This window comes from Thermomonas haemolytica (assembly GCF_004346265.1).
Taxonomy (GTDB): Bacteria; Pseudomonadota; Gammaproteobacteria; order Xanthomonadales; family Xanthomonadaceae; genus Thermomonas; species Thermomonas haemolytica.
This window is the reverse complement of the sequence record NZ_SMAP01000001.1, coordinates 541,810-563,994: the sequence shown is the minus strand read 5'-3', so window position 1 is coordinate 563,994 and position 22,185 is coordinate 541,810. Positions and strand designations below refer to the sequence as shown.

General features: G+C 71.0%; 20 protein-coding genes. 7 read left to right on the top strand and 13 right to left on the bottom strand.

The genetic code is table 11. The annotated features are described in order from the left end of the window. The first annotated feature begins 117 nt into the window (after positions 1-117). Positions 118-591: a DUF4870 domain-containing protein gene (locus tag EDC34_RS02635; RefSeq protein WP_162797688.1), complete on the top strand. Its 474-nt coding sequence runs from the start codon at positions 118-120 to the stop codon at positions 589-591. A gap of 22 nt (positions 592-613) precedes the next feature. On the opposite strand, the gene EDC34_RS02630 is transcribed toward EDC34_RS02635, so the two are convergent. From EDC34_RS02630 to EDC34_RS02605, 6 genes are all read right to left on the bottom strand, one after another. Further along, a complete protein-coding gene (locus tag EDC34_RS02630) occupies positions 614-1,879 on the bottom strand; it encodes a cysteine desulfurase (RefSeq protein WP_114960077.1) in 1,266 nt (421 codons plus the stop codon). Beyond that, positions 1,876-3,132, bottom strand: coding sequence for a Fe-S cluster assembly protein SufD (gene sufD / locus EDC34_RS02625; RefSeq protein WP_114960076.1), 1,257 nt, complete (start codon positions 3,130-3,132; stop codon positions 1,876-1,878). Before sufD ends, EDC34_RS02630 begins: the two co-directional genes overlap by 4 nt. Positions 3,133-3,232: 100 nt before the next feature. After that, a complete protein-coding gene (gene sufC, locus EDC34_RS02620; RefSeq protein ID WP_114960075.1) occupies positions 3,233-3,994 on the bottom strand; it encodes a Fe-S cluster assembly ATPase SufC in 762 nt (253 codons plus the stop codon). Between the two features lie 53 nt (positions 3,995-4,047). After that, positions 4,048-5,493 (bottom strand): Fe-S cluster assembly protein SufB, encoded by a 1,446-nt coding sequence (gene sufB, locus EDC34_RS02615; protein WP_114960074.1) that lies wholly within the window; start codon positions 5,491-5,493, stop codon positions 4,048-4,050. An 11-nt stretch (positions 5,494-5,504) separates the two neighbouring features. Further along, positions 5,505-5,954, bottom strand: coding sequence for an SUF system Fe-S cluster assembly regulator (locus tag EDC34_RS02610; protein ID WP_114960073.1), 450 nt, complete (start codon positions 5,952-5,954; stop codon positions 5,505-5,507). 80 nt (positions 5,955-6,034) lie between these two features. Continuing rightward, positions 6,035-6,496, bottom strand: coding sequence for a DUF3429 domain-containing protein (locus EDC34_RS02605; protein WP_114960072.1), 462 nt, complete (start codon positions 6,494-6,496; stop codon positions 6,035-6,037). Between the two features lie 100 nt (positions 6,497-6,596). On the opposite strand from EDC34_RS02605, the gene EDC34_RS02600 reads away from it, so the two are divergent. Then, positions 6,597-6,965 (top strand): thiol-disulfide oxidoreductase DCC family protein, encoded by a 369-nt coding sequence (locus EDC34_RS02600; protein WP_114960071.1) that lies wholly within the window; start codon positions 6,597-6,599, stop codon positions 6,963-6,965. A gap of 31 nt (positions 6,966-6,996) precedes the next feature. Here the strand turns inward: EDC34_RS02600 and EDC34_RS02595 are convergent, their stop codons facing one another. Then, positions 6,997-7,944, bottom strand: a complete 948-nt coding sequence (locus EDC34_RS02595) for an alpha/beta hydrolase (protein ID WP_114960070.1) — start codon at positions 7,942-7,944, stop codon at positions 6,997-6,999. Positions 7,945-8,115: 171 nt separating this feature from the next. Between EDC34_RS02595 and EDC34_RS02590 the strand changes: the two genes are divergently transcribed. After that, complete coding sequence (locus EDC34_RS02590) at positions 8,116-8,397, top strand: hypothetical protein (RefSeq protein WP_114960069.1); 282 nt, start codon at positions 8,116-8,118, stop codon at positions 8,395-8,397. Positions 8,398-8,415: 18 nt separating this feature from the next. On the opposite strand, the gene EDC34_RS02585 is transcribed toward EDC34_RS02590, so the two are convergent. Then, complete coding sequence (locus tag EDC34_RS02585) at positions 8,416-8,937, bottom strand: cytochrome C (protein WP_114960179.1); 522 nt, start codon at positions 8,935-8,937, stop codon at positions 8,416-8,418. A gap of 126 nt (positions 8,938-9,063) precedes the next feature. Here EDC34_RS02585 and EDC34_RS02580 point away from each other — a divergent pair, with 126 nt between their 5' ends. Then, on the top strand, positions 9,064-9,528 hold the full coding sequence (locus tag EDC34_RS02580; protein WP_114960068.1) for an SET domain-containing protein: 465 nt from the start codon (positions 9,064-9,066) through the stop codon (positions 9,526-9,528). A gap of 45 nt (positions 9,529-9,573) precedes the next feature. Here the strand turns inward: EDC34_RS02580 and EDC34_RS12190 are convergent, their stop codons facing one another. After that, positions 9,574-10,323, bottom strand: coding sequence for a hypothetical protein (locus EDC34_RS12190; protein WP_162797687.1), 750 nt, complete (start codon positions 10,321-10,323; stop codon positions 9,574-9,576). A 5-nt stretch (positions 10,324-10,328) separates the two neighbouring features. Next, positions 10,329-12,377, bottom strand: a complete 2,049-nt coding sequence (gene fusA / locus EDC34_RS02565) for an elongation factor G (RefSeq protein WP_114960066.1) — start codon at positions 12,375-12,377, stop codon at positions 10,329-10,331. A 274-nt stretch (positions 12,378-12,651) separates the two neighbouring features. Here fusA and EDC34_RS02560 point away from each other — a divergent pair, with 274 nt between their 5' ends. After that, entirely contained in the window at positions 12,652-13,386 is a 735-nt protein-coding gene (locus EDC34_RS02560) for a glycine zipper 2TM domain-containing protein (protein ID WP_114960065.1), read from the top strand. 106 nt (positions 13,387-13,492) lie between these two features. Here the strand turns inward: EDC34_RS02560 and EDC34_RS02555 are convergent, their stop codons facing one another. The 3 genes from EDC34_RS02555 to EDC34_RS02545 form a co-directional block, all read right to left on the bottom strand. Then, the gene (locus tag EDC34_RS02555; RefSeq protein WP_114960064.1) at positions 13,493-14,122 is read right to left on the bottom strand and encodes a response regulator; all 630 of its coding nucleotides are present in this window, start codon (positions 14,120-14,122) and stop codon (positions 13,493-13,495) included. A gap of 76 nt (positions 14,123-14,198) precedes the next feature. Further along, positions 14,199-15,089 (bottom strand): hypothetical protein, encoded by an 891-nt coding sequence (locus tag EDC34_RS02550; RefSeq protein ID WP_114960063.1) that lies wholly within the window; start codon positions 15,087-15,089, stop codon positions 14,199-14,201. Between the two features lie 14 nt (positions 15,090-15,103). Next, complete coding sequence (locus EDC34_RS02545; protein WP_114960062.1) at positions 15,104-17,308, bottom strand: M1 family metallopeptidase; 2,205 nt, start codon at positions 17,306-17,308, stop codon at positions 15,104-15,106. A gap of 166 nt (positions 17,309-17,474) precedes the next feature. On the opposite strand from EDC34_RS02545, the gene EDC34_RS02540 reads away from it, so the two are divergent. Both EDC34_RS02540 and EDC34_RS02535 read left to right on the top strand, forming a co-directional pair. Continuing rightward, a complete protein-coding gene (locus EDC34_RS02540) occupies positions 17,475-19,535 on the top strand; it encodes a tetratricopeptide repeat-containing sulfotransferase family protein (RefSeq protein ID WP_240311086.1) in 2,061 nt (686 codons plus the stop codon). Between the two features lie 79 nt (positions 19,536-19,614). Further along, the gene (locus EDC34_RS02535) at positions 19,615-22,167 is read left to right on the top strand and encodes a TonB-dependent receptor (RefSeq protein WP_114960060.1); all 2,553 of its coding nucleotides are present in this window, start codon (positions 19,615-19,617) and stop codon (positions 22,165-22,167) included. Positions 22,168-22,185: the final 18 nt, after the last annotated feature.

The following is a 22,185-nucleotide window of genomic DNA, read 5'->3' as shown; positions in this document are numbered from 1 at the left end:
CCCGCGCCGGCGCGGTTCGTCGCCGCCGGCGGGCGTCGGTCGCAGGCCGGCTTGCATCGGGCGCGGCGGCCGCCATCATGGGGCCATGCCGGCACGGTGCCGGCGGAGGAGACCATGATGGACAGCATCCACGAGACCGCGCAGGACCCGCTGGGGCCGGCCGCTGCAGGCGCGGGCGTACGCCAGGACGAACGCCTGTGGGCCGCCAGCGCCCATGCCGGCGCGCTGCTGCTGGCCTTCCTCACCAGCTGGACCGCCGGGGTCGCCGGCATGCTGGCCGGTCTGGCGGTGTATGCGCTGAAGAAGGGGGATTCCGACTTCATCGCGGCGCATGCGCGCGAAGCCTTCAATTTCAACCTCACGCTGTTCTTGGCCTTTTGCGCGCTGGCGCTGGCGGGGCTGCTGCTGGTGGGCGCCACCGTGCTCACCCTCGGGCTCGGCGCGGTGCTCACCCTGCCGGCCGGGGTCGTGCTGGCGGTGCTGGCGGCGGTGGTGGCCGTGGGCTGGCTGGTGTGCGGCCTGGTCGCCACGGTGAAGGCGCTGAACGGCGAGTCGTGGCGCTACCCGTTCACCCTGCGCGTGCTGCGCTGATTGCGGCAACCGCCTGCGGCGTTCACGCCAGCAGGCGGACCACCTTGCGCAGTGCCGCGACGAACGCATCGACCTCGGCGTGCGTGTTGTAGAACGCCAGCGAGGCGCGGCAGGTGGTGCCCACGCCCAGCCACTGCAGCAGCGGGTGCGCGCAGTGCTGGCCGGAGCGCACGGCCACGCCCTCGAGGTCGAGCAGGGTGGCCAGATCGTGCGAATGCACGCCGTCGATGGCGAAGCTGATCACCGCCGCCTTGTCCGGTGCGGTGCCAAAGATGCGCAGGCCATCGATCTTGCCGAGCTCTTCGGTTGCATGCGCCAGCAGCGCCGCCTCGCGCGCGTGGATGGCGGCCATGCCGATGCCGGACAGGTAGTCCACCGCCGCGCCCAGCCCGACGACGCCGGCGATGTTGGGCGTGCCGGCCTCGAACTTGTGCGGCGGGTCGTTGAACACGCTGCCGTCGAAGCGCACTTCCTTGATCATCTCGCCGCCGCCGAGGAAGGGCGGCATCGCTTCCAGATGCGCACGGCGCGCCCACAGGCCGCCGGTGCCGGTGGGGCCGCACAGCTTGTGGCCGGTGAAGGCGTAGAAATCGCAACCCAGCGCGGCCACGTCCACCGGCATGTGCGGCACTGCCTGCGAGCCATCGACGACGGTGGTGATGCCGCGCGCGCGCGCCTGCCTGCAGATCTCGGCCACCGGGTTGACCGTGCCCAGCACGTTGCTGACGTGGGCCAGGCCCAGCAGCCTGACTTCCGGCGTCATCGCGGCGTACAGTGCCTCGAGATCGAGACTGCCGTCCGCATGCAGCTCAGCCACCTTGATGCTCGCGCCGGTGCGCTGGGCGACGAGCTGCCAGGGCACGATGTTGGCGTGGTGCTCCATCCGCGTCAGCAGGATGGCATCGCCGGCCTTGAGCCGCGGCAGCGCCCACGAATAGGCGACCAGGTTGAGTGCGAAGGTGGTGCCGCTGCACAGCACCAGCTCGTCGGCGCGTACATTGAGGAAAGCGGCCAGCTTGCGGCGCGCGCCTTCATAGGCATCGGTGGCCTCGCTGCCGAGCTGGTGCACCGCGCGGCTGACGTTGGCGTTGTGGCGGCGGTAGAAATCGTCCACCGCCTCGATCACCGCGCGCGGCTTCTGCGCGGTATTGGCCGAGTCCAGGTACACCAGCGGCTTGCCGTGCACCTGCCGCTGCAGCAGCGGGAAATCGGCGCGCACGCGCTCCCAGTCGGGCGTGGCCGCCGCCGCGCCGGTGCCGCCGCCGGCGGTGGGCCCGTGCGTGGTCATGCGCCCAGCCGCTCCAGCGCGCGCTCCAGCGCGGCCTCGGTCAGCGCGCGGGTGGGCGCATCGGCGATCCCGGCCAGCACCTCGCGGCAGAACGCGGCGGTGAGCAGGGTGCGCGCGCGCGCCTCGGGGATCCCGCGCGCGCGCAGGTAGAACAGCGCGTCGGGATCGAGCTGGCCGACCGCCGCGCCGTGCGCGGCCTTCACCTCGTCGGCGTGGATCACCAGCACCGGCTGGGTGTCGATCTCGGCATCGGCCGACAGCAGCAGGTTCTTGTTCGACAGCGCGGCCTCGGTGCCGTCGGCGCCGGGATGGATGGTGATGCCGCCGTGGAACACCGCGCGCCCGCGCTGGTCGGCCAGGCCGCGCCAGGTCAGGCTGCAGGCGGTGTCGCGGGCGATGTGGTCGATCCCGAGGCGGGTGTCCACGTGGCGGCGGCCATCGGCCAGCAGCGCACCGTCGGCACGCAGGCGGGCGCCTTCGCCTTCCAGGCGCACGTTCAGTTCATTGCGCGACAGCGCCGCGCCCAGCTCGAGGTCGGTGCGCAGGTACTCGGCGGAGCGCGCCAGCACCGCGTCGGTGCGCGCGAACAGGCTGGCGCGCACGGCCGCGTGCTGCACCCGAACGTGCGCGAGCCGGGCCGTCTTCGCCACGTGCGCATGCAGCAGCATGTTGCCCAGGTGCGCGTGTTCGCCGGCCGCCAGTTCATGCTCCACCAGCTGCAGCGTCGCGCCGGCGCGCAGCTCGACGAAATGGCGCAGGTGCCAGGCGGCATCGCCGTCCTGGGGCGCGCCCACGGACACGATGTGCAGCGGTGCCTGCACTTCGACGCCGGCCTCCACCCGCACCACCGCGCCCTCGCGCGCCAGCGCCGCGTTGAGGCGGGCGAACGGCTCATCGGCGCGGGCATAGCGGCGCGCGAGGAAGTTCACCGCGCGCGCATCGTCGCCCTGCAGCAGTTGCGACAGCGGCTGCACGTCCACGCCGGCCGGCAGCCCGGACAGATCGCTCAGCGTGGCGTCGAAGTGGCCGTTGACGAACACCAGGCGCGGCGCCGGGATGTCCGCCAGGTGCGCGGGATCGACCGCGACCGCCTGCGCCGCGCCGAAGCGGCGGCGCTCCAGCGCGCGCAGCGAGGTGTACTTCCACGCCTCCGCGCGCGCCGGCAGGCCGTCGTGCAGCAGCGCGTCCAGCTGCGCGCGGCGGTCGGCGTCGCCGTCGAAGCCGGCGGCCAGCGAGTCGAGCAGGGCGCTCATGCGAGGCGCTCCCACAAGTCACAGCGTTTCATCGCAAGGACAAACGCTGGATTCCCGCCTTCGCGGGAATGACGAGCAAAAGCAAGGCGAGCGGCTGCCATCACGCGACCTCCGGCCCGGTGCGCTGGCGGATCCAGTCGTAGCCGTGGGCTTCCAGCTCCAGCGCCAGTTCCGGGCCGCCGGTCTGGACGATGCGGCCGTCGGCCAGCACGTGGACCACGTCCGGCTTGATGTAGTCGAGCAAGCGCTGGTAGTGGGTGATGACGATGAACGCGCGGTCGGGCGAGCGCAGCGCGTTGACGCCATCGGCCACCGACTTCAGGGCGTCGATGTCGAGCCCGGAATCGGTTTCGTCGAGGATCGCCAGCTTCGGCTCCAGCAGCGCCAGCTGGAAGATCTCGTTGCGCTTCTTCTCGCCGCCGGAGAAGCCTTCGTTCACGCCGCGGTGCAGCAGCTCGTCCTTCAGGTGCAGCACGGCGAGCTTCTCACGCACCTTCTTCAGGAACTGCATCGAGTCCAGCTCCGGCTCGCCACGCGCCTTGCGCTGCGCATTGAGCGCGGCGCGCAGGAAGTAGGTGTTGTTCACGCCCGGGATCTCGACCGGATACTGGAAGGCCAGGAACACCCCGGCGGCGGCGCGCTCCTCCGGCGCCAGCGCGAGCAGGTCGCGGCCGTCGAAGGTGACGCTGCCGGCGGTGACCTCGTAGCCCTCGCGCCCGGCCAGGATGTTGCCCAGGGTGGACTTGCCGGCGCCGTTCGGCCCCATGATGGCATGCACCTCGCCGGGCTTCACGTCCAGCGACAGGCCCTTGAGGATGTCCTTGCCGGCGACGCGGGCATGGAGGTTGTCGATCTTCAGCATGGTCTTTCCAGTTCGATTCGTTGCGTGCGGCATGGCGGCATGCGCGTGAGGGCTCAGCCGACGGCCCCTTCCAGCGATACGTCCAGCAGTTTCTTGGCTTCCACCGCGAACTCCATCGGCAGTTCGCGGAACACCGACTTGCAGAAGCCGTCCACGATCATCGAGACCGCGTCCTCCTCGCCGATGCCGCGGCTGCGGCAGTAGAACAGCTGCTCGTCGCTGATCTTGGAGGTGGTGGCCTCGTGCTCGACGGTGGCGGTGGGGTTTTTCACCTCGATGTAGGGGAAGGTGTGCGCGCCGCAGTGCTTGCCGATCAGCAGCGAATCGCACTGGGTGTGGTTGCGTGCGCCTTCGGCGGAGGCGGCCACCTTCACCAGCCCGCGATAGCTGTTCTGGCCGTGGCCGGCGCTGATGCCCTTGCTGACGATCTTGCTCTTGGTGCGCTTGCCGACGTGGATCATCTTGGTGCCGGTGTCGGCCTGTTGGCGGTGGTGGGTGAGCGCCACGCTGTGAAACTCGCCCACGCTGTCATCGCCCAGCAGCACGCAAGACGGGTACTTCCAGGTGATCGCGCTGCCGGTTTCGACCTGGGTCCAGGTGACCTTGCTGCGCGCGCCGCGGCATTCGGCGCGCTTGGTGACGAAGTTGTAGATGCCGCCGACGCCGTTCTCGTCGCCCGGGTACCAGTTCTGCACCGTGCTGTACTTGATCTCGGCATCCTCCAGCGCCACCAGTTCGACCACCGCCGCATGCAGCTGGTTCTCGTCGCGCATCGGCGCGGTGCAGCCTTCGAGGTAGCTGACGTAGGCGCCGTCCTCGCACACGATCAGCGTGCGCTCGAACTGGCCGGTGTGGCCGGCATTGATGCGGAAATAGGTGGACAGTTCCATCGGGCAGCGCACGCCCTTGGGGATGAACACGAAGCTGCCGTCGGAGAACACCGCCGAGTTGAGCGCGGCGAAGTAGTTGTCGCCGACCGGAACCACCGTGCCGAGATACTGGCGCACCAGTTCGGGATGCTCGCGGATGGCCTCGCTCATCGAGCAGAAGATGATCCCGCGCTCGGCCAGCTCCTTGCGGAAGGTGGTGCCCACGCTGACCGAATCGAACACCGCATCCACCGCCACGCCGGCCAGCTTCGCCCGCTCGTGTAGCGGCACGCCGAGCTTGTCATAGGTGTCCAGCAGTTCCTTGGGGACTTCATCCAGCGATTTGTATTTCGGGCCTTTGGGCGCGCTGTAGTAGGACAGCGCTTGCAAATCGATCGGGCCGATCTTGAGCTTGGCCCAGTCCGGCTGACGCAGGGTGAGGAAGTGGCGGTAGGCAGCCAGCCGCCACTCGGTCATCCACTCCGGTTCGTCCTTCTTCGCGGACAGGGCGCGGATGATGTCCTCCGACAGCCCCGGCGGCAGCGAGTCGGATTCGATTTCGGTGACGAAGCCGGCCTCGTACTTGCGCCCGAGCTGGGCGTGGATCTGGGCGTTCTGCGGTGCGTTCATGGGGAAATCCTTCAGGCCTGCGCGAGGCGGGCGTCGATGCGTGCGCGTGCCGGCGGCCGCGGCGGCTGCAGCATCTGCGCCAGGGTCACGCTGCCCAGCGCCTCGGCCACCACGTCGTTGATCCGCCGCCAGTTGGCGCGCACGCCGCAGCTGTGCTCGATCCCGCACTGGCCTTCGTGCACGCTGCATTCGGTCATCGCCAGCGGGCCTTCCATCGCCTCCACGATCTCGACCAGGCTGATGGCCGCCGCCGGCCGCGCCAGCCGGTAGCCGCCGTTGGCGCCGCGGAAGCCTTCCACCAGCCCGGCCGCGGCCAGCGGCTTGAGCACCTTGGCCACCGTGGGGACCTCCAGCCCGGCCTGTTCGGCCAGCTCGGGCGCGCTGAGCACGGCATCCGGGCGCGCGGCAAGCACGGTCAGGACGACGGTGGCGTAGTCGGTGAGCTTGGTGACGCGGAGCATGGCGCGGGCGGCAGGGGGTAAATGCGTACCGGAATTGTACGATTTCGGGCCGCCGGGGCCAAGTGCGACCCGCCCGTGCTTCAGGCGATTCCGGCGCTGCGCCAGGCCTCCGCCAGCAGGCAGGCGCAGGCGACCGCGGTCAGCCGCAGGCGCAGCGGCAGGTACCAGGCCGGCAGTGGCATCCGCGCCGCGAGGGTGCGGTCCGCCCACAAGTGCAGGGTAAAGCCTACGACCAGCAGCAGCGCGGCGGGCCCCGGGGCCAGTTGCAGTGCGCCCCAGGCGATGAGGGCGGGGACCACGCTCCAGGCATAGGCCTGCGCACGGCGGGCCTGCGCCAGCGTGGTCGCCTGCATCGCCAGCGCCCAGTGCAGGGCGCCCACGAACGCGAGGATCACCGCGCCGTACTCCAGCAGCGCGCCCGACCAGCGCGCCTGCCGCGGCGGATCGAGCCAGGCCAATGCGGCCAGGGCAAGGAAGGGGAGCAGGCCGCCATAGCCCAGCAGGGCCACGAGGCGGGGCGGGATGCGCGAGGGGGCAAGCATGGCCGGGGATCCGTGGAGGGTCGCCGGACGATACGGGCCAGGCGCCGGATCGGTTGCGTACCGCCCGCATCCACGCGTGCGGCGGCTGCGTATCGCAGGCATGGAACCGGCTGCGCGACCCAAACCCACGCTTTACTACGACGGTGCCTGCCCGGTGTGCGCACGCGAGATCGCGCTGTACCGCCGCCAGCCGGGCGCGGACGGAGTGGAATGGGTGGACGTGGCCCGCTGCGATGGCGCGCGGCTTGGCTCCGGCCTCACCCGCGAGGCGGCGCTGGCGCGGTTGCACCTGCGCCTGCCCGATGGCCGCCTGCTGGACGGCGCCGCCGCCTTCGCCGGGCTATGGCAGGCGCTGCCGGGCTGGGCCTGGCTGGGGCGGCTGCTGGGCTCGGGCTGGCGCCTGCGCCTGCTGGAAGCGGCATACCGCGGCTTCCTCTGCCTGCGCCGCGGCTGGCGGCGGCCGGGTTAGCCGGCCGCCACCGCGCGCATCAGCGCAGGCATTAGCGCAGGCGCTGGTTGATCCAGCCGGCCACCGCATCGGTATAAGCCGAGGGCAGGCCGAGCTGGTCGTTGATCTCCGCGTGCTCCAGCGCTTCCGGTTGCACCTGCATGGCGACCCCGAGCGTGCGTGCGCGCGCGGCGAACTTGCGTGCTTCCTCGCAGGGCGAGGTCGGGAACTTGCGCGTGCTGGAGCACACCAGCAGCATCGGCAGGGCATCGCGCTGGAGTTGTTGCTGCGGCGAGACCGCCGCCCAGAACGCAGGATCACTGCCGAACGCGTCGTGGTAGAGCTTCGGCACCCGCCGCTGCTGCATCAGCGCCGGCACGTCCAGCGCGCCGCTGTCCAGCGACACCACCCCCAGCGGGCGCTGCGCCCCGGCCTGCCGCAACAGTGACGGATCGCTGCCGAGCAGGGCCACCAGATGGGCGCCGGCGGAGTGGCCCATCAGCACCGTCTTGCCCGGATCGGCCCGCCACTGCCGCGCATGCTGCTGCACCGAGGCCACCGCCGCGGCCACGTCGCGCGCCTGCACCTGCGGGTCGGCGTCCGGCACCAGCCGGTTGTTGACCGAGACGAACACGCCGCCGCGCGCCAGCCACCAGGCCGCCTTGTGGTCCACCACCCGCGCCAGGTTTTTGTCGCCGGTGCGCCAGCCGCCGCCATGCACCATCACCAGGATGGGCGCGCCGGGCGCCACCTGCGCCGGCAGGTACACGTCGTAGCGCTGCTTGGGGTCGGGACCGTAGGCGATGTCGCGCTCGACCCGCGATCCGGGCGGCGGCGTGGCCGGGGTGGCGCGGCCCTCGCCTTCCTCGCTGCCGGCGCGTTGTTCCAGGCGCTGCATCAGGCGTTCGCGCAGGCGCTGCTGGGCGGGGGCGGGATGGCTGGCGATCGCTAGCACCAGGCCGGTGGTGAGGGAAACGAGGGCGACGCGGGGAATGCGCATGGCGGCAAGGCTCCGGAGGGATGTGCGGGCCTGGCAACGCACCAGCGTTCGCTGCGGTTGACGCGCGCGGTGGATGACAGCTGTCAGCGCCATTGGTTGATGCCCGTGGCTGGGTGCGCCGGTGCCGCTGCGGAGAATGCGAGGCGTCCATTCCGGACACGGGAGACCGCCATGCAGACCCAGACCACGTCACAGCCCCAGGCCGGGGCGACCGATCCGCTGTTCTCCGCGCTGGCCACGCCGCTGCAGGCCAAGGTGGGCGAACTGATGGAGCGCGCGGTGGCCGCCGCGCCGGGCGCGGAGCGTTCGCGCCTGCTGCGCTGGCTGCTGGTCGTGGCCGCGGTGTTCCTGCTGTGGCGGATGGGCCGCGGCCTGCGCAAGCTGTTCTGGAGCCTGTTCGGGATCGGCATGGCGCTGTGGTGGAGCGGTGCGGCCTGGTGGCTGCACCACTGAGCCGGTCGCCGGGCGCGCTCAGCCTGCGGGAGCGGAAGCCGGCAGCACCAGCTGCATGTAGGGCGGCGCCGGCGGCTGCCCGGGCGGCAGGAACTCCGGCGCCTTGCCGCCCGCCGGCCCCAGTGCGCGGATGAAGCGGTAGAGCGCGCGGCGATCCTCGGCGTGCATCGCGCGCAGGTTGAAGTCGGGCATCGGCGGGCGCGTGTGCAGGCTGGCCGAATACTGCATCCACGTCGCCTCGTCCATCGCGGCCAGCTTCAGCCGCAGGTTGGCGGCGTAGGTGGTGCCCCACGGGCCCATGTTGCCCAGCGGCGAGCCGACCAGCCACTGCGCCTTGGGCACGTCGCCGCCGCGTTCGGCATAACCGGGGGTGTGGCAGTCGTTGCAGCCGGCCATCCTGGCCATGTATTCGCCGCGCGCCAGCAGGTCGTCCCGCGGCGAGGCCGATGCCACGGCCGCCGGGGTGGAGGCGGCCTGGCAGCCGGCGAGCAGGGCCAGCGCCAGCAGGGAAGCGGATGCGAACGAACGGGAGGCGTGCATGGCGATGGGTCGCGTGTCGAAGGTGCCCAAGCCAACGCAGGCCGCGGATGCGGGCGGCCATGCGCTGGACAAGCCAGCGGCCTGCGCGACAATGCGGCACTCCTCCCGCCCACGACTGCGCCGTCCATGCCGAGCAAGATCCGCACCCGCAAGTCCGCCATCCACGGCAACGGCGTGTTCGCCGCGCGCCCGATCGCCAAGGGCGAACGGGTGATCGAGTACAAGGGGCGCCGCCGCACCCATGCGGAAGTGGATGCCGGCGACAGTGGTGACATCGAGAGCGGGCACACCTTCCTGTTCACCCTCAATGAAGATTGGGTGATCGACGCCAATTTCGAAGGCAATGCCGCGCGCTGGATCAACCACAGCTGCGATCCCAACTGCGAGGCGGTGCTGGTGGAGGATGCGGATGATCCCAAGCGCTCGCGGGTGTTCATCGAGGCCATACGTGCGATCGCGCCGGGCGAGGAGCTGACCTACGACTACGGCATCACCCTGGCCGAGCGCCACACGCCGCGGTTGAAGAAGATCTGGGCCTGCCGCTGCGGTGCCCCCGACTGCACCGGCACCATGCTCAAGCCCAAGCGCTAGCGCACATCGCAGGCGCCCCTGGCGACGGGTGCCAGCGCGCAGCGCTCATTGGTCTGGAGCCGGCCAGCTCATCCCCAGCGTTTCGATCACTAGATCGCGCCCGATGTTGGGCCAGGCGGGATCATCGCTGCGGTACACGCGGTCGCCCTGCGGTAGCCGGGCGCCGGCCGCCAGCCCCGCGCGCGCGGCCAGGGTCACCGCGCGGAACGGCACGGCGTCCACCCCGTTTGCCAGGTGCCCGCCGTGCCAGTCCTGCACGACGCCGCCGTAGTCCCAGTCCAGCCCGTAGAAGCTGATCGGCGCGCCGTTGATCCGTACCAGCTCCGCCAGTGACATCCCCGGCCGCAGGCCATGGGCATCGTGCCAGCGCGAGCCGGGATCCGACACCCGCAGGCCGCGCAGGGGGGCGTCGCGATCGCTTGCATCCAGTTCCAGTTCCAGCCGTCGCGCCGGATCGTCCGGAAACACCACCAGCACCGGGTATTCGCCGTCGCCCTCCGGCCCGGGACGGGTTTCCGCGCGCAGGTTGGCCTTGCCGAAGCGCGCTTCCAGTTCGGCCTGGGTGATCAGCGGATGCAGGCTGCCGGGCAGGAGCCACGGATCGGCCGCGGCGGCAGTGCCGGTGACGGCAGGCGCGGCGGACGGGGGGGGCGCGGTCGCCGGCGCGGATGGCGCGCCGGGCGCAGGCGCGGCCGTGGGTGCAGGCGCGGCGGCAGGCGGCGGAGCGGGCGCGCGCGAGCAGGCCGCCAGCAGCAGGGCCAGCCACACGTAGTGCCTGGTCGATCGGGTCGGCATGTGCTTCAGTCCTCCTCGGCGCGCGGTTTCCACGCCTCGGCCAGCCGCCGCTGGACGGGCGCCGGGGCCGGCTCGTAGTGGCTGAAATCCAGTGCGTAGCGGCCGCGCCCGCCAGTGGCGGATTTCAGCTCGGCCGCATAGCCCTCCAGCTCCGCCAGCGGCACCTGCGCGCGCACCACGATCTCGCCGCCGCCGAGGCTGTCGGTGCCGTGGATGCGCGCGCGCTTGGCCGCGAGCCCGCCGCTGACGTCGCCCATGTACTGCTCTGGCGCGCTGACTTCCAGCTCCACGATCGGCTCCAGCACCTGCGGCTGGGCCTTGCCGATCGCATCCAGGAAGGCGCGCTTGCCGGCGGCCACGAACGCCACCTCCTTGCTGTCCACCGGATGGTGCTTGCCGTCGTACACCACCACCCGCACGTCCTGGATCGGATAGCCGGCGAGCGCGCCGCTGGCCAGCACCTGGCGCACGCCTTTCTCCACCGCGGGGATGAACTGCCCGGGGATGGTGCCGCCCTTCACCTCGTCGATGAACTCGAAGCCGGCCCCGCGCGGCAGCGGCTCGATGCGCAGGAACACCTCCCCGAACTGCCCGGCACCGCCGGTCTGCTTCTTGTGGCGATGGTGGCCCTCGGCCGGCTGGGCGATGGTCTCGCGGTAGGCGATCCGCGGCGGATGGGTCGCCACTTCCACCCCGTAGCGGTCCTGCAGGCGGCGCAGCATCACCCGCAGGTGCAGGTCGGAGAGGCCGCGCACCACGGTTTCGTTGGTCTCCGCATTGTGTTCCACCACGAACGCCGGGTCTTCCTCCGCCAGCCGCTGCAGCGCCAGCGCCAGCTTCTGTTCCTGCCCTTTGCTGGCCGGCGCCACCGCCAGCCCGAACATCGGACGCGGGAAGGCGGACGGCGCGAGGTGGATGTGGTCCTCGTCGTGCGAGTCGTGCAGCACGGCGTCGAAGTGCAGCTCGTCCACCTTGGCCACCGCGGCGATATCGCCCGGCACCGCCTGCGCGATTTCGATGTGTTCCTTACCCTGCAGGCGGTACAGGTGGGCCACCTTGAACGGCTTCTTGCCGTCGTCCACGAACAGCTGCGCGTCCTTGCGCACGGTGCCCTGGTACACCCGGAAGATGCCCAGCTTGCCTACGAACGGGTCGTTGACGATCTTGAACACGTCCGCGATCACGTGCGCGTCCGGATCCGGGCGGGCGTGCACCGGTTCCGCATCGTGGCCGCTGCCCTTGCGGAACGGCGGCGGATTGGCCTCGCCGGGGTGCGGCAGCAGGCGTTCCGCCACGTCCAGCCACTCGCGCACGCCGGCGCCGGTGCGCGCGGAAACGAAGCACACCGGCACCAGGTGGCCTTCGCGCAGGCATTGTTCGAAGGCATCGTGCAGCTCCTGCCCGGACAGCCCGCCCTCGCCGAGGTCGAGGTAGTGGTCCATCACCGTTTCGTTGATCTCCACCACCTGGTCGAGGATCTTCTGATGCCAGTCCGCGACCGCGCCGAGGTCGCTGTGGCCTTCGCGTTGCGCGAAGCAGTCCACCACCCGCGCGCCGCCGTCGGCGGGCAGGTTCAGCGGCAGTACCTCGGGGCCGAACGCCTCACGCAGCGCGGCCAGCAGCGCGCCGTGGTCGTGCCCGCTTTGGTCGATCTTGTTGACCACCAGCATCCGGCACAGGCCGCGCTGGCGCGCGTAGTCCATCATCCGGCGGGTGCCGTGGGCGATGCCGGAGCCGGCATCCACCACCACCGCCACCGTGTCCGCCGCCGCCAGCGCCGCCAGCGCCGGGCCGCGGAAATCGGGGTAGCCGGGGGTGTCGATCAGGTTCAGGTGCATGCCGGCGTGATCCACGCTGGCGATGCTGGCGTCGATCGAGTGCCCGCGTTCCTTCTCGATCGGATCGAAGTCGGACACGGTATTGCCGCGTTCGACCGTGCCTGCCGCCTGGAGTGCGCCACCGGCATGCAGCAGGGCTTCGAACAGGGTGGTCTTGCCGGTGCCGGGGTGGCCTGCCAGGGCCACGTTGCGAATCTGGGGAGTGCTGTAGGACATGAGCCCGAACCTCCTTCGCGTGCGGATGGACGTGGCGTCATGGCGGTCCGCAGTCTCGCGCCGGAGCGCGGCGCTCGGCGGGCGGTCATGGCGTGGCTCCACCTTAACGCAGCGCGATGGCCGCGGTGCGTGCGCCGCAACATGGCGCCCGGCAGCCCGGCCACGGCCGGCGGGCTGACGCGGCGCTAAACGCGGGTGGCGGTATTCAGCCTCGCGTCAAGCGCGGCCCCGCAGTGTTGGCCGCGACGCCACTCCACATCCACGGGGAACCACCATGAAGCGTTTGATCGGCAGCCTGTTCGCATTGGGGATGGTCGCGGCCAGCGCCTCCGCCGCGGCGCAGTCGTATGGAGGCTACGGCGACCGTTACGGGGACCGCTACGGCAGCGACGCCGGCTACGGCAATCCCGGCTACGCCGGCGGGAATCCGGGCGGCAGCTACTACGACTATGCGCAGGTGGTGCGGGTGGACCCGGTGTTCGACGCCGGCTACCGCAGCCAGCCCATGCAGGCGCCGCGCTGCTACGAGACCACCACCACGACCGCCGGCGGCTACGGCGGGGGCTATGGCGGCAACGGATACGGCGGCTACGGCAGCGGCTACCCGCGCTACGACGGGTATGGCCGCGACGACGGCTATCGTCCCTACGGCGACAACGCGGGCCGTTCGATGGCCACCATCGCCGGCGGCGTGATCGGCGCGGTGCTCGGCAGCCACGTCGGCGGCGGCAGCGGGCGCTTCGCCGCCACTGCGGTCGGTTCGATGGTCGGCGGCATCGCCGGGCGCCAGATCTACGACCAGTCGCAGCAGAATCGCGTCCCGCGCACCGCCACCGTGCGCGTGTGCGACCCCGAGCCGGTGCGCGACGGCTACGGCGGCTATCGCGGCGACAGCGGGGTGCGCGCCTACGACGTCACCTACGAGTACAACGGCCGCCGCTACACCCGGCGCATGGACTACAACCCCGGCGACCGCATCCGGGTGCGGGTCGAGGTGATGCCGCAGTAAGCGCGGGCGTCCAGCACCCGCATGCACGAAGGGGCCGCAAGGCCCCTTCGTCGTTTCGGCAGTGGCTCGGGCGGGATGCGCCGCCGGCTGCGGGCCGGAATGCGGGTCAGGCCGGGGCCGCCGGCTGCGCGGCGGCGCCGGGGCGCTGGGCCGGGCGTGCCACGTGGCGCGGGGTGCCGGTTTCGTCCAGCAGGGCCTCGATCCGGCTGAACACCTCCGGGCGCGAGAACGGCTTCTTCATGAAGTCGTCGGCGCCGATGCGCTGCACGTAGAACTGCTCGGTGGCCTGGGCGTTGCCGCTGATCATGATGATCGGCACGTCCTTGGTCAGCGGGTCGCGGCGCAGGGTGCGCAGCGCGCTGAAGCCGTCGATGCCGGGCAGCACGATGTCGAGGAAGATCAGGTCGGGCACCTCGCGGCGCGCGATCTCCAGCCCGCTCTCGCCGTCGTAGGCCACCAGCACGTCGTAGTGGTTCTGCTGCAGCATGCGCTTGAGCAGGGCGACGATGGTGGGGGAGTCGTCGATCACCAGGATGCGGGTGCCCGGGCGCGCATTGCGGCGGTCGCGCTCGCGCCGCTCCGGGCCGCCGTGCAGGGCGGCATCGTCGCCGGGCTCGGTGGCGGGCGCGGCGGCATCGGGCGCGGCCGGAGCGGCCACGCGCGCGACGGGCTGGATGGAGGCCGCGGCCGGTGCAGGCTGCGGCCGCTTGCGTTTGAACAGGTCGAACAAGGACATGCGCACGCTTCCCCGGGGCGAACCGGGCGCAATTCTAGCCTGAACGGGGAAGCCCGCCGCGCGGGCGGGCGTCCGCTCAGCGCCTGGCGTGCGCGTCCTCGGCCAGCGCGCGCATCGCGAACAGCCGTGCCACCTTGCCCCAGGCCAGCGCGCCGGCGATGCACAGGCCCAGCAGGAAGGCCAGCACGAAACCACCGGCGCCCGCCGGCGCGACGTGCCCGCGCACGGCCAGCAGGAGCAGCGCCAGCAGCAGGCTGCACACGGTCGGCAGCAGATAGGCGGCCAGCACCGCCAGCGGCCGCCGCAGCAGCAGCGCGAGGCCGCGCCACCAGGCCTTCAGCGCCGAGCGCAGGCGGGCGTCGGCCGCCAGCCAGCCGCGGCCGGCCTCGAGGCTGGCATGCGCCAGCAGGAACAGCACGCCGCCGATCGCCAGCGCGATGTTGCGGCCATCGTTGACGGCCGATTCGAGGATGGCGTGCTCGTGGATCTGCTCGTTGAAGCCGAGGGCGGCAGCGCCGATCCCCAGCGCAAGTCCCAGCGGCACCACCGACCACAGCAGCAGGCGCAGCAGCGGCCCGTATTCGGCCAGCCCGCCGCGCAGCAACTCGCCGAACCCGAGCGTGCTGCGGCTGCGCGCGGCGGTGAGGGTGGCGCCGGCCAGCAGCGGCGAGAGCAGCAGCATCAGCAGTGCCGAGACCCGCAGCAGCGAGGTCAGCAGCGGCATCGGCGCGTCGGGCGCGGTCAGCGCGCCGAGCAGCGGCATCGGGTCGTGGCCGGCGGCGATCGCCGGCGCCTGCGGCGAATAGTCCAGCAGGCTGCCCAGCCAGCTCCACACCGGCAGCGCGGCGACCAGGGTGCAGGCCAGGCCGGCGGCCACCCACAGCAGCAGCAGCCGCCACTGCAGGGCGGCGGCGAGGGCGCGCGGGGCGGCGGCGCGGGCACGGAGGGGACGGATCGAGGTAGTCATCGGGTAGCGCCTCTTCAGACCGTGGCCAGCAGGGCCAGCAGGGAGTGCAGCAGTGCGGTGAATTCGCCGAACCAGCGGCGCGAGGCCTGCGGCTTCGGCTCCAGCGTGCGGCCGTCGTTGAGGCGGTTGGCGTCCATCCGCACCCGGTCATCCGGGTCGAGCTGGGCCGAGACCGCCTTGGCCGGGGCCACCACCACGAAGCGCTGCCAGCTGTTCTGGGCGGTGACCGGGTAGTCGCGGTGGCTGCCATCGGCGAAGTGGATGCGCAGGGTCTGCGGCGGCTTCACCGCGTCGCGGCGGACCACCACCGTGGTGCGGTAGGGGAAGGCACCGTGCCCAAGCTTGGCGTCCGGATGCGCCTTCTTCCACGCCTCGCGGCGCTTGGCGATCGCGGCGTCGATGGCCTTGCTGCCCACCAGCACCTGGCGGCCCTGGTAGGCGTGGTAGCCCGGCAGCGGCAGCACTTCGCGGCTGGACAGGCTGGCGATGCGGTCGTCGGTGCGGCCGGTGGAGTACACGTAGGCATCGAACGCGGCATCCACGATCGCGGGCTTGCCGGTGCCTTCGGCCAGCGCATCGCGCAGGTCGGCCGCCGACGGATGGCGGAACTTCCAGCGCTCGTAGTAGAGCTTCATCGCGCGCTCCATCGCCGGGGTGCCCACCAGCGCCTCGATCTGGCGCATGGCGGTGGCGGTGCGCGAGTACACGGTGCCGTAGCTGGCGCTGGACAGGCGGTCCCACGAGTTGGCGCCCAGCGGGTCGGCCGGGTCGTGCAGCGAGGCGCCCAGGCGCTCCATGTCGAACGGCGTGATGCGGGTGCCGATCCCGAGCCAGCGCATCCACGGCAGTTGCAGCACCAGGTCCTGCTTGCGCGCGGTCATCATGCGCTGGTCCCAGTACTCGTTCATGCCCTCGTCGAGCATGGGTTCCTCGAACTCGTTGGAGCCGAGGATGCCGTAGAAGTAGCCGTGGCCGAATTCGTGCACGGTGACGAAATCCAGCATCCAGCGCGGCAGGCTGCCGGGGGTCACGGTGTCGGTGTTGTCGGCGGTGAAGAAGGTGGGGTACTCCATGCCGCCGGCTTCCTTGGCGCCGTAGGGCGGCACCACCGCGGTGGCGGTCTTGTAGGGGTAGGCGCCGAGCGTCTTCGAGAAGTAGTCCAGCGCGTCGATGGTGGCCTGCAGCACCGGCTCGGCGTTGCTGGCGTATTCCGGCGGGTACAGCACCTTCACGTCCACCGGGCCGCGCGGGCCGGCCCAGGTCTTCACCAGCGGCGTGGCGAAGCGCTTGTCGGCGGTCCACGCGAAGTCGTGCACGTCGTCCTGCACGTAGCGGTGGGTGGTCTTGCCGCCCTTCTCCACCGGGGCGCCCACCTGCTGGCCGGTGGCGCCGACGGTGTAGTCCTTGGGCACGGTGATGCGCACGTCGTAGCGGCCGTAGTCGGCGTAGAACTCGCTGTGCAGGTGGAACTCGTGGGCGTTCCAGCGCGGTGCGAGCGCGCCGCGTTCGCCCGGCAGCTCCAGCACCGCGATCTTCGGGAACCACTGGCCGACCAGGTGGAAGCTGCCGTAGTAGCCGGTGCGCGCCACCACCCGCGGCAGCTGGTCGAAGAAGTCGATGGCCAGGGTGGTGCTGGCGCCCGGCGCCACCGGCTGCGGCAGGTCGATGCGGACCACGCTGCGGTCGGTCTTCGGCCCGTTGTCCGGCTGCACGAAGGTCCACTTCGCCGCCTGCCCGGCCTGCGCCACCTTGTCGAGGCGGATGTAGCCGTATTCGCCGTCCTTGGTGGCGACATTGCTGCGGAAGCCGCTGCTGCTGGCCCGCTGCTCGGTCATGAAGGTGCTGCCGGGGCCGTCGAAACCGTTGAGGTACAGGTGCAGGTACACGCTGCACACCGGCTGCGCGCTGCGGTTGCGCCAGGTCAGGGTCTGCTTGCCTTTGACCGTGTGCTTGGCCGGGTCGAGCTCGGCGTCGATCGAATACTCCACCACGCGGTCGGACAGGGTGGCTTCCTTGCCTGTGCGCGGGCCGCCCCAGGCGTCGGCCGCGCTGGCCACGCGCACCGCGGCCGCATCCGGCGCGGCCAGCGGGATGGTCGGGCAGCCGGTGGGCGCGTCGGGCGCGGCGGGGCTGGCGGAAGGCGTCCTGGCGGCGGCCAGGGCCGGCATCAGGACGAGCAGGGTGGACAGGGCAAGCGTTGCCCGGTGGCGGCTGTGCATGGAATCCCCGGCGTCATGCGGACGGTAATCCCCGCACGATGTGCGAACCGCGCCGGCGTGGCAACATGCCGGTAGTCACGGTCGGGGAGGTCGCCATGTGCATCCATGCGGGCAGTTGCCGGTGCCACCGGCGTGGATGCGCGTCCGCGCGCGGGAGCGACGCCCGGTGAGCGTGGAGGCGCAGGCCCCGGTCGCCGGCCTGGATGCCGCGCTGGCGCATGCCCTGCGCCTGCTGGAAACCCGGCCGGAACTGGCCGCCGAGCAGGCACTGGCAATTCTGGAGGCCGCGCCCGGGCATCCCGGCGGCGAGCTGGTGCTGGGCATGGCGGAGACGGCCGTGGGCGATGCCGCGGGCGCGGTCCGGCGGCTGGCGGCGCTGGCGCAGGCGCAGCCGGGATCGGCCATGACCTGGCTGGCGCTGGGCCGCGCGCAGGCCGCGCAGGGCGAGGACGCGCAGGCGCAGGCCAGCATGGAGCGCGCGGTCGCGCTGCAGCCGGCGCTGCCCGGCGCGTGGCTGGCACTGGCCGATCTGCGCTTTTCCCGCGGCGATGGCGCCGGTGCCGATGCTGCCTACCTGCAGCACGTGCGGCACAGCGTGCGCGATCCGGTGTTGATGGCCGCTGCCGACGCATTGGCCCGCGGCGACCTACCGGATGCGGAGACCCGCCTGCGCGCGCGCCTGTCCGCGCAGCCGGGCGATGTGGCCGCGTTGCGCATGCTGGCCGAGCTGGGCGCGCGCCTCGGCCGCAACGAGGAGGCCATCGCCCTGCTGGAACAGGCGTTGGCGCGTGCACCGGGCTTCGACGCCGCGCGCCAGAACTACGCCGGCCTGCTCAACCGCGGCAACCGCCACGACGAGGCGCTGGTGGAGGTCGATCGCCTGCTGGAGCGCGCGCCCGACAGCCAGTCGCTGCACAACCTGCGCGCGGTGATCCTGGGCAAGCTGGGCGATTTCGAGGCCGCGATCGGCGCCTACGAGCGAGTGCTGGCGCGCGTGCCCGGGCAATGGCAGGTATGGCTGGGCTACGGCCATGCGCTGAAGACCGCCGGCCGCACCGGCGATGCGATCGCCGCCTATCGCCGCGCGATCGCGCTGAACCCCGGGTTCGGCGGCGCCTGGTGGAGCCTGGCCAACCTCAAGACCGTGCGCTTCGATGCCGCCGACATCGAGGCGATGCGCACGCAGCTGCGGCGCGCCGACCTCGACGACGATGCGCGGCTGCATTTCGAATTCGCGCTGGGCAAGGCGCTGGAAGATACCGGCGAGGACGATGCCGCGGCGTTCGCGCACTACGCGCGCGGCAACGCGCTGCGGCGCGCGCAGCTGCCCTACGACGCGGCGCTGGCGCGCGAGCGCACGCGTCGCGCGATCCGCACCTATACCCGCGAGTTCTTCGCCGAGCGCGCCGGCGCCGGCTGCCCCGCGCCTGATCCGATCTTCGTGGTTGGCATGCCGCGCGCCGGCTCGACCCTGGTCGAGCAGATCCTGGCCAGCCATCCGCAGGTGGAAGGCACCATGGAGCTGCCGGCGATCATCGCCATCACCCGCCAGCTGCGCGAGCGCAGCGGGAATCCGGAAACCACCTCCTATCACGATGTGCTGGCGGCGCTGCCGCGCGCGGAGCTGGCCGAGCTCGGGCGTGACTATCTGCGCCGGGTACAGCCGCAGCGGCGCGAAGGGCGGCCGTTGTTCATCGACAAGATGCCCAACAACTTCGCCCATATCGGCCTGATCCACGCGATCCTGCCGAATGCCAAGATCATAGATGCGCGCCGGCATCCGCTGGCCTGCTGCTTTTCCAACTTCAAGCAGCACTTCGCGCGCGGCCAGGCCTTCAGCTACGACCTGGCCGACCTCGGCCACTACTACGCCGACTACGTGATGCTGATGGCGCATTTCGACGCAGTGCTGCCCGGGCGCATCCATCGCGTCTTCCACGAGGCGATGGTGGAGGACACCGAGGCCCAGGTGCGCGCGTTGCTGGACTACTGCGGCCTGCCGTTCGATGCGCGCTGCCTGCGTTTCTTCGAGAATCCGCGCGCGGTGCGCACCGCCAGTTCCGAGCAGGTGCGGCGGCCGATCTACCGCGAGGGCCTGGCGCAGTGGCGGCGCTTCGAGCCGTGGCTGGAGCCGTTGAAGCAGGCGCTGGGGCCGGTGCTGGAGGCCTACCCGGCGGTGCCGCCGGACTTGGGGGCGGCCCAAGGCGGGGCTCGGGGCGATTGTTGAAAAGCGGTTAAAACAGGTTTAAATCTTGGCGGCAATCCGGCTGTCAACGCGGCGACATCATCACTCTGGGGAGTCAGGCATGTCTGCGCAACACGTTGTTCGGAAAGGGGAAAACCGGCGCGGCCGGGCGTTCCGCAAGCTCCCGCTGGCGGTCGCGGTGGCCTTAGCCTTCGCCGCACCGGCCTGGGCCCAGGACGCCAACGCGCCGGCGCCGGCCAAGGACGCGGTGGCGAAAGACAAGGACAAGGACACGCGCACGCTGGGCACGGTGACGGTGACCGCGCAGAAGCGCGAGGAAAACCTGCAGAAGGTGCCGATCAGCCTGCAGGTGCTGGGCAGCACCCAGCTGGAGCAGCAGGACGTGGCGTCGTTCAGCGACTACGCCAAGATGATCCCCAGCCTGAGCTACGGCACCGCCGGCGGCGGCGTGTTCTCCGGTCCCGGCTTCGTGCAGGTGTACATGCGCGGCGTGGCCAGCGGCGGCGACGGCAACCACTCCGGTTCGCAGCCCAGCGTGGGCATGTACCTGGACGAGCAGCCCATCACCACCATCCAGGGCGCGCTCGACATCCACATGTACGACATCGACCGGGTGGAAGCGCTGGCCGGCCCGCAGGGCACCCTGTACGGCGCCAGCTCGCAGTCCGGCACCGTGCGCATCATCACCAAGAAGCCCGATCCGTCCGGCTATGCGGCGGGCTTCGCGGTGGAAGCCAACGCGATCGACGGCGGTGGCATCGGCCACGTGCTGGAAGGCTTCGTCAACCTGCCGATGAACAACAACACCGCGGCGGTGCGCCTGGTGGGCTGGCAGAAGCACGACGCCGGCTGGGTGGACAACCTGCACGGTACCCGCACCTATCCGACCTCGGGGATCGTCGCGGACAACGCCGCCTTCGCCAAGAACAACTACAACACCGCCGACACCGTCGGCGTGCGCGCGGCCATGCGCTTCGACATCAACGACCGCTGGACCATCACCCCGCAGCTGATCGCGCAGAAGATGAAGGCGCACGGCAGCGCCGGCATCGATCCGCTGGTGGGCAGCGCCAGCGCGGGCTACGACAGCTCCTACGGCAAGACCGCGGTCAAGCACTTCTACCCGGAGTTTTCCGACGACCGCTGGTACCAGGCGGCGATGACGGTGGAAGGCAAGATCGGCAACTTCGACCTGACCTACGTGTTCTCGCACCTCAATCGCGACGTCGATTCCGCCGCCGACTACAGCGACTACGGCTACTGGTACGACAGCCTGGCCGGCTACGGCGCGTACTTCTACGACAACAACGGCAACCTGATCAATCCGGCGCAGCACATCAACGCCACCGACCGCTACCGGCGCACCAGCCACGAGCTGCGCATCGCCTCGCCGCAGGACAACCGGCTGCGGCTGGTGGCCGGCCTGTTCTGGCAGAACCAGAGCCACGACATCCTGCAGAATTACCAGATCGATGGCCTGGCCAGCGTGCTCTCGGTCAGCGGCTGGCCGAACACCATCTGGCTGACCCGGCAGGACCGCACCGACGACGACCGCGCCGTGTTCGGCCAACTCAGCTACGACCTGACCGACCGCCTGGAGCTCAACGCCGGCGGGCGCTGGTTCCATGCCCGCAACAGCCTCAAGGGCTTCTTCGGCTTCGCCGAGGGGTATTCCTCGCAGTCCAGCCAGCCGCCTGCCGACCGCTACGGCGAGGCCGGCTGCTACGCGCAGTACGGGGCCCCGTCCAACTGGCAGCCCTACAAGGGCGCGCCGTGCATGGTGTTCGACAAGGGCGTGAAGGAGAACGGGTCGATCTACCGCGCCAACCTCACCTTCAAGATCAACGACACCAAGCTGGTGTACGCCACCTGGTCGGAAGGCTACCGTCCCGGCGGCATCAACCGCCGCGGCACCCTGCCGCCGTACCTGTCCGACTTCCTCACCAACTACGAGGCCGGCTGGAAGACCTCCTGGGGCAACGGCAGCTTCGTTTTCAACGGCGCGGTGTTCCGCGAGGACTGGAAGAACTTCCAGTTCTCCTACCTCGGCCAGAACGGCCTGACCGAGATCCGCAACGCCAACCAGGCGCGCATCAACGGCCTGGAGACCGACCTGGTCTGGGCGGCCACCTACAACCTGCAGATCACCGGCAGCTTCGCCTGGTACGACGCCAAGCTGACCCAGAACTTCTGCGGCTGGCTGCGCCCGGATGGCAAGCCGGAGACGGTGTGCCCGGCGGGCACCCTGGACCCGAACGGCAACGTGGTCAGCGGCCCGCAGGCCGCGGCCGGTACCCAGCTGCCGATCACGCCGCGCTTCAAGGGTAGCCTCAACGCGCGTTACACCTTCGACCTCGGCCCCGGCGAGGCGTACTGGCAGGCCTCGTTCTCGCACGCGGGCAAGCGCCGGGTGGACATGCGCACCGCCGAGACCGCGCTGCTGGGTTACCTGGATGCGTACACCCTGGTCGATCTCTCGGCCGGCTGGCGCAAGGACAGCTGGGCGATCGACGTGTTCCTGAAGAACGCGTTCAATTCGCGCGCGCAGATGACCCGCTTCGCCGAATGCGCGGCACTGACCTGCGGCTACGAGCCGTACACCGTGATCGCGCAGCCGCGCACCCTGGGCATCCGCTTCAGCCGCGAGTTCTGAGCCGCGGCACCGGGACGC

Bases quoted from the DNA above. Each gene is read 5' to 3' on its own strand.
- EDC34_RS02635 (WP_162797688.1), top strand. From the start codon at position 118: ATGGACAGCATCCACGAGACCGCGCAGGACCCGCTGGGGCCGGCCGCT.
- EDC34_RS02630 (WP_114960077.1), bottom strand. From the start codon at position 1,879: ATGACCACGCACGGGCCCACCGCCGGCGGCGGCACCGGCGCGGCGGCG.
- sufD (WP_114960076.1), bottom strand. From the start codon at position 3,132: ATGAGCGCCCTGCTCGACTCGCTGGCCGCCGGCTTCGACGGCGACGCC.
- sufC (WP_114960075.1), bottom strand. From the start codon at position 3,994: ATGCTGAAGATCGACAACCTCCATGCCCGCGTCGCCGGCAAGGACATC.
- sufB (WP_114960074.1), bottom strand. From the start codon at position 5,493: ATGAACGCACCGCAGAACGCCCAGATCCACGCCCAGCTCGGGCGCAAG.
- EDC34_RS02610 (WP_114960073.1), bottom strand. From the start codon at position 5,954: ATGCTCCGCGTCACCAAGCTCACCGACTACGCCACCGTCGTCCTGACC.
- EDC34_RS02605 (WP_114960072.1), bottom strand. From the start codon at position 6,496: ATGCTTGCCCCCTCGCGCATCCCGCCCCGCCTCGTGGCCCTGCTGGGC.
- EDC34_RS02600 (WP_114960071.1), top strand. From the start codon at position 6,597: ATGGAACCGGCTGCGCGACCCAAACCCACGCTTTACTACGACGGTGCC.
- EDC34_RS02595 (WP_114960070.1), bottom strand. From the start codon at position 7,944: ATGCGCATTCCCCGCGTCGCCCTCGTTTCCCTCACCACCGGCCTGGTG.
- EDC34_RS02590 (WP_114960069.1), top strand. From the start codon at position 8,116: ATGCAGACCCAGACCACGTCACAGCCCCAGGCCGGGGCGACCGATCCG.
- EDC34_RS02585 (WP_114960179.1), bottom strand. From the start codon at position 8,937: ATGCACGCCTCCCGTTCGTTCGCATCCGCTTCCCTGCTGGCGCTGGCC.
- EDC34_RS02580 (WP_114960068.1), top strand. From the start codon at position 9,064: ATGCCGAGCAAGATCCGCACCCGCAAGTCCGCCATCCACGGCAACGGC.
- EDC34_RS12190 (WP_162797687.1), bottom strand. From the start codon at position 10,323: ATGCCGACCCGATCGACCAGGCACTACGTGTGGCTGGCCCTGCTGCTG.
- fusA (WP_114960066.1), bottom strand. From the start codon at position 12,377: ATGTCCTACAGCACTCCCCAGATTCGCAACGTGGCCCTGGCAGGCCAC.
- EDC34_RS02560 (WP_114960065.1), top strand. From the start codon at position 12,652: ATGAAGCGTTTGATCGGCAGCCTGTTCGCATTGGGGATGGTCGCGGCC.
- EDC34_RS02555 (WP_114960064.1), bottom strand. From the start codon at position 14,122: ATGTCCTTGTTCGACCTGTTCAAACGCAAGCGGCCGCAGCCTGCACCG.
- EDC34_RS02550 (WP_114960063.1), bottom strand. From the start codon at position 15,089: ATGACTACCTCGATCCGTCCCCTCCGTGCCCGCGCCGCCGCCCCGCGC.
- EDC34_RS02545 (WP_114960062.1), bottom strand. From the start codon at position 17,308: ATGCACAGCCGCCACCGGGCAACGCTTGCCCTGTCCACCCTGCTCGTC.
- EDC34_RS02535 (WP_114960060.1), top strand. From the start codon at position 19,615: ATGTCTGCGCAACACGTTGTTCGGAAAGGGGAAAACCGGCGCGGCCGG.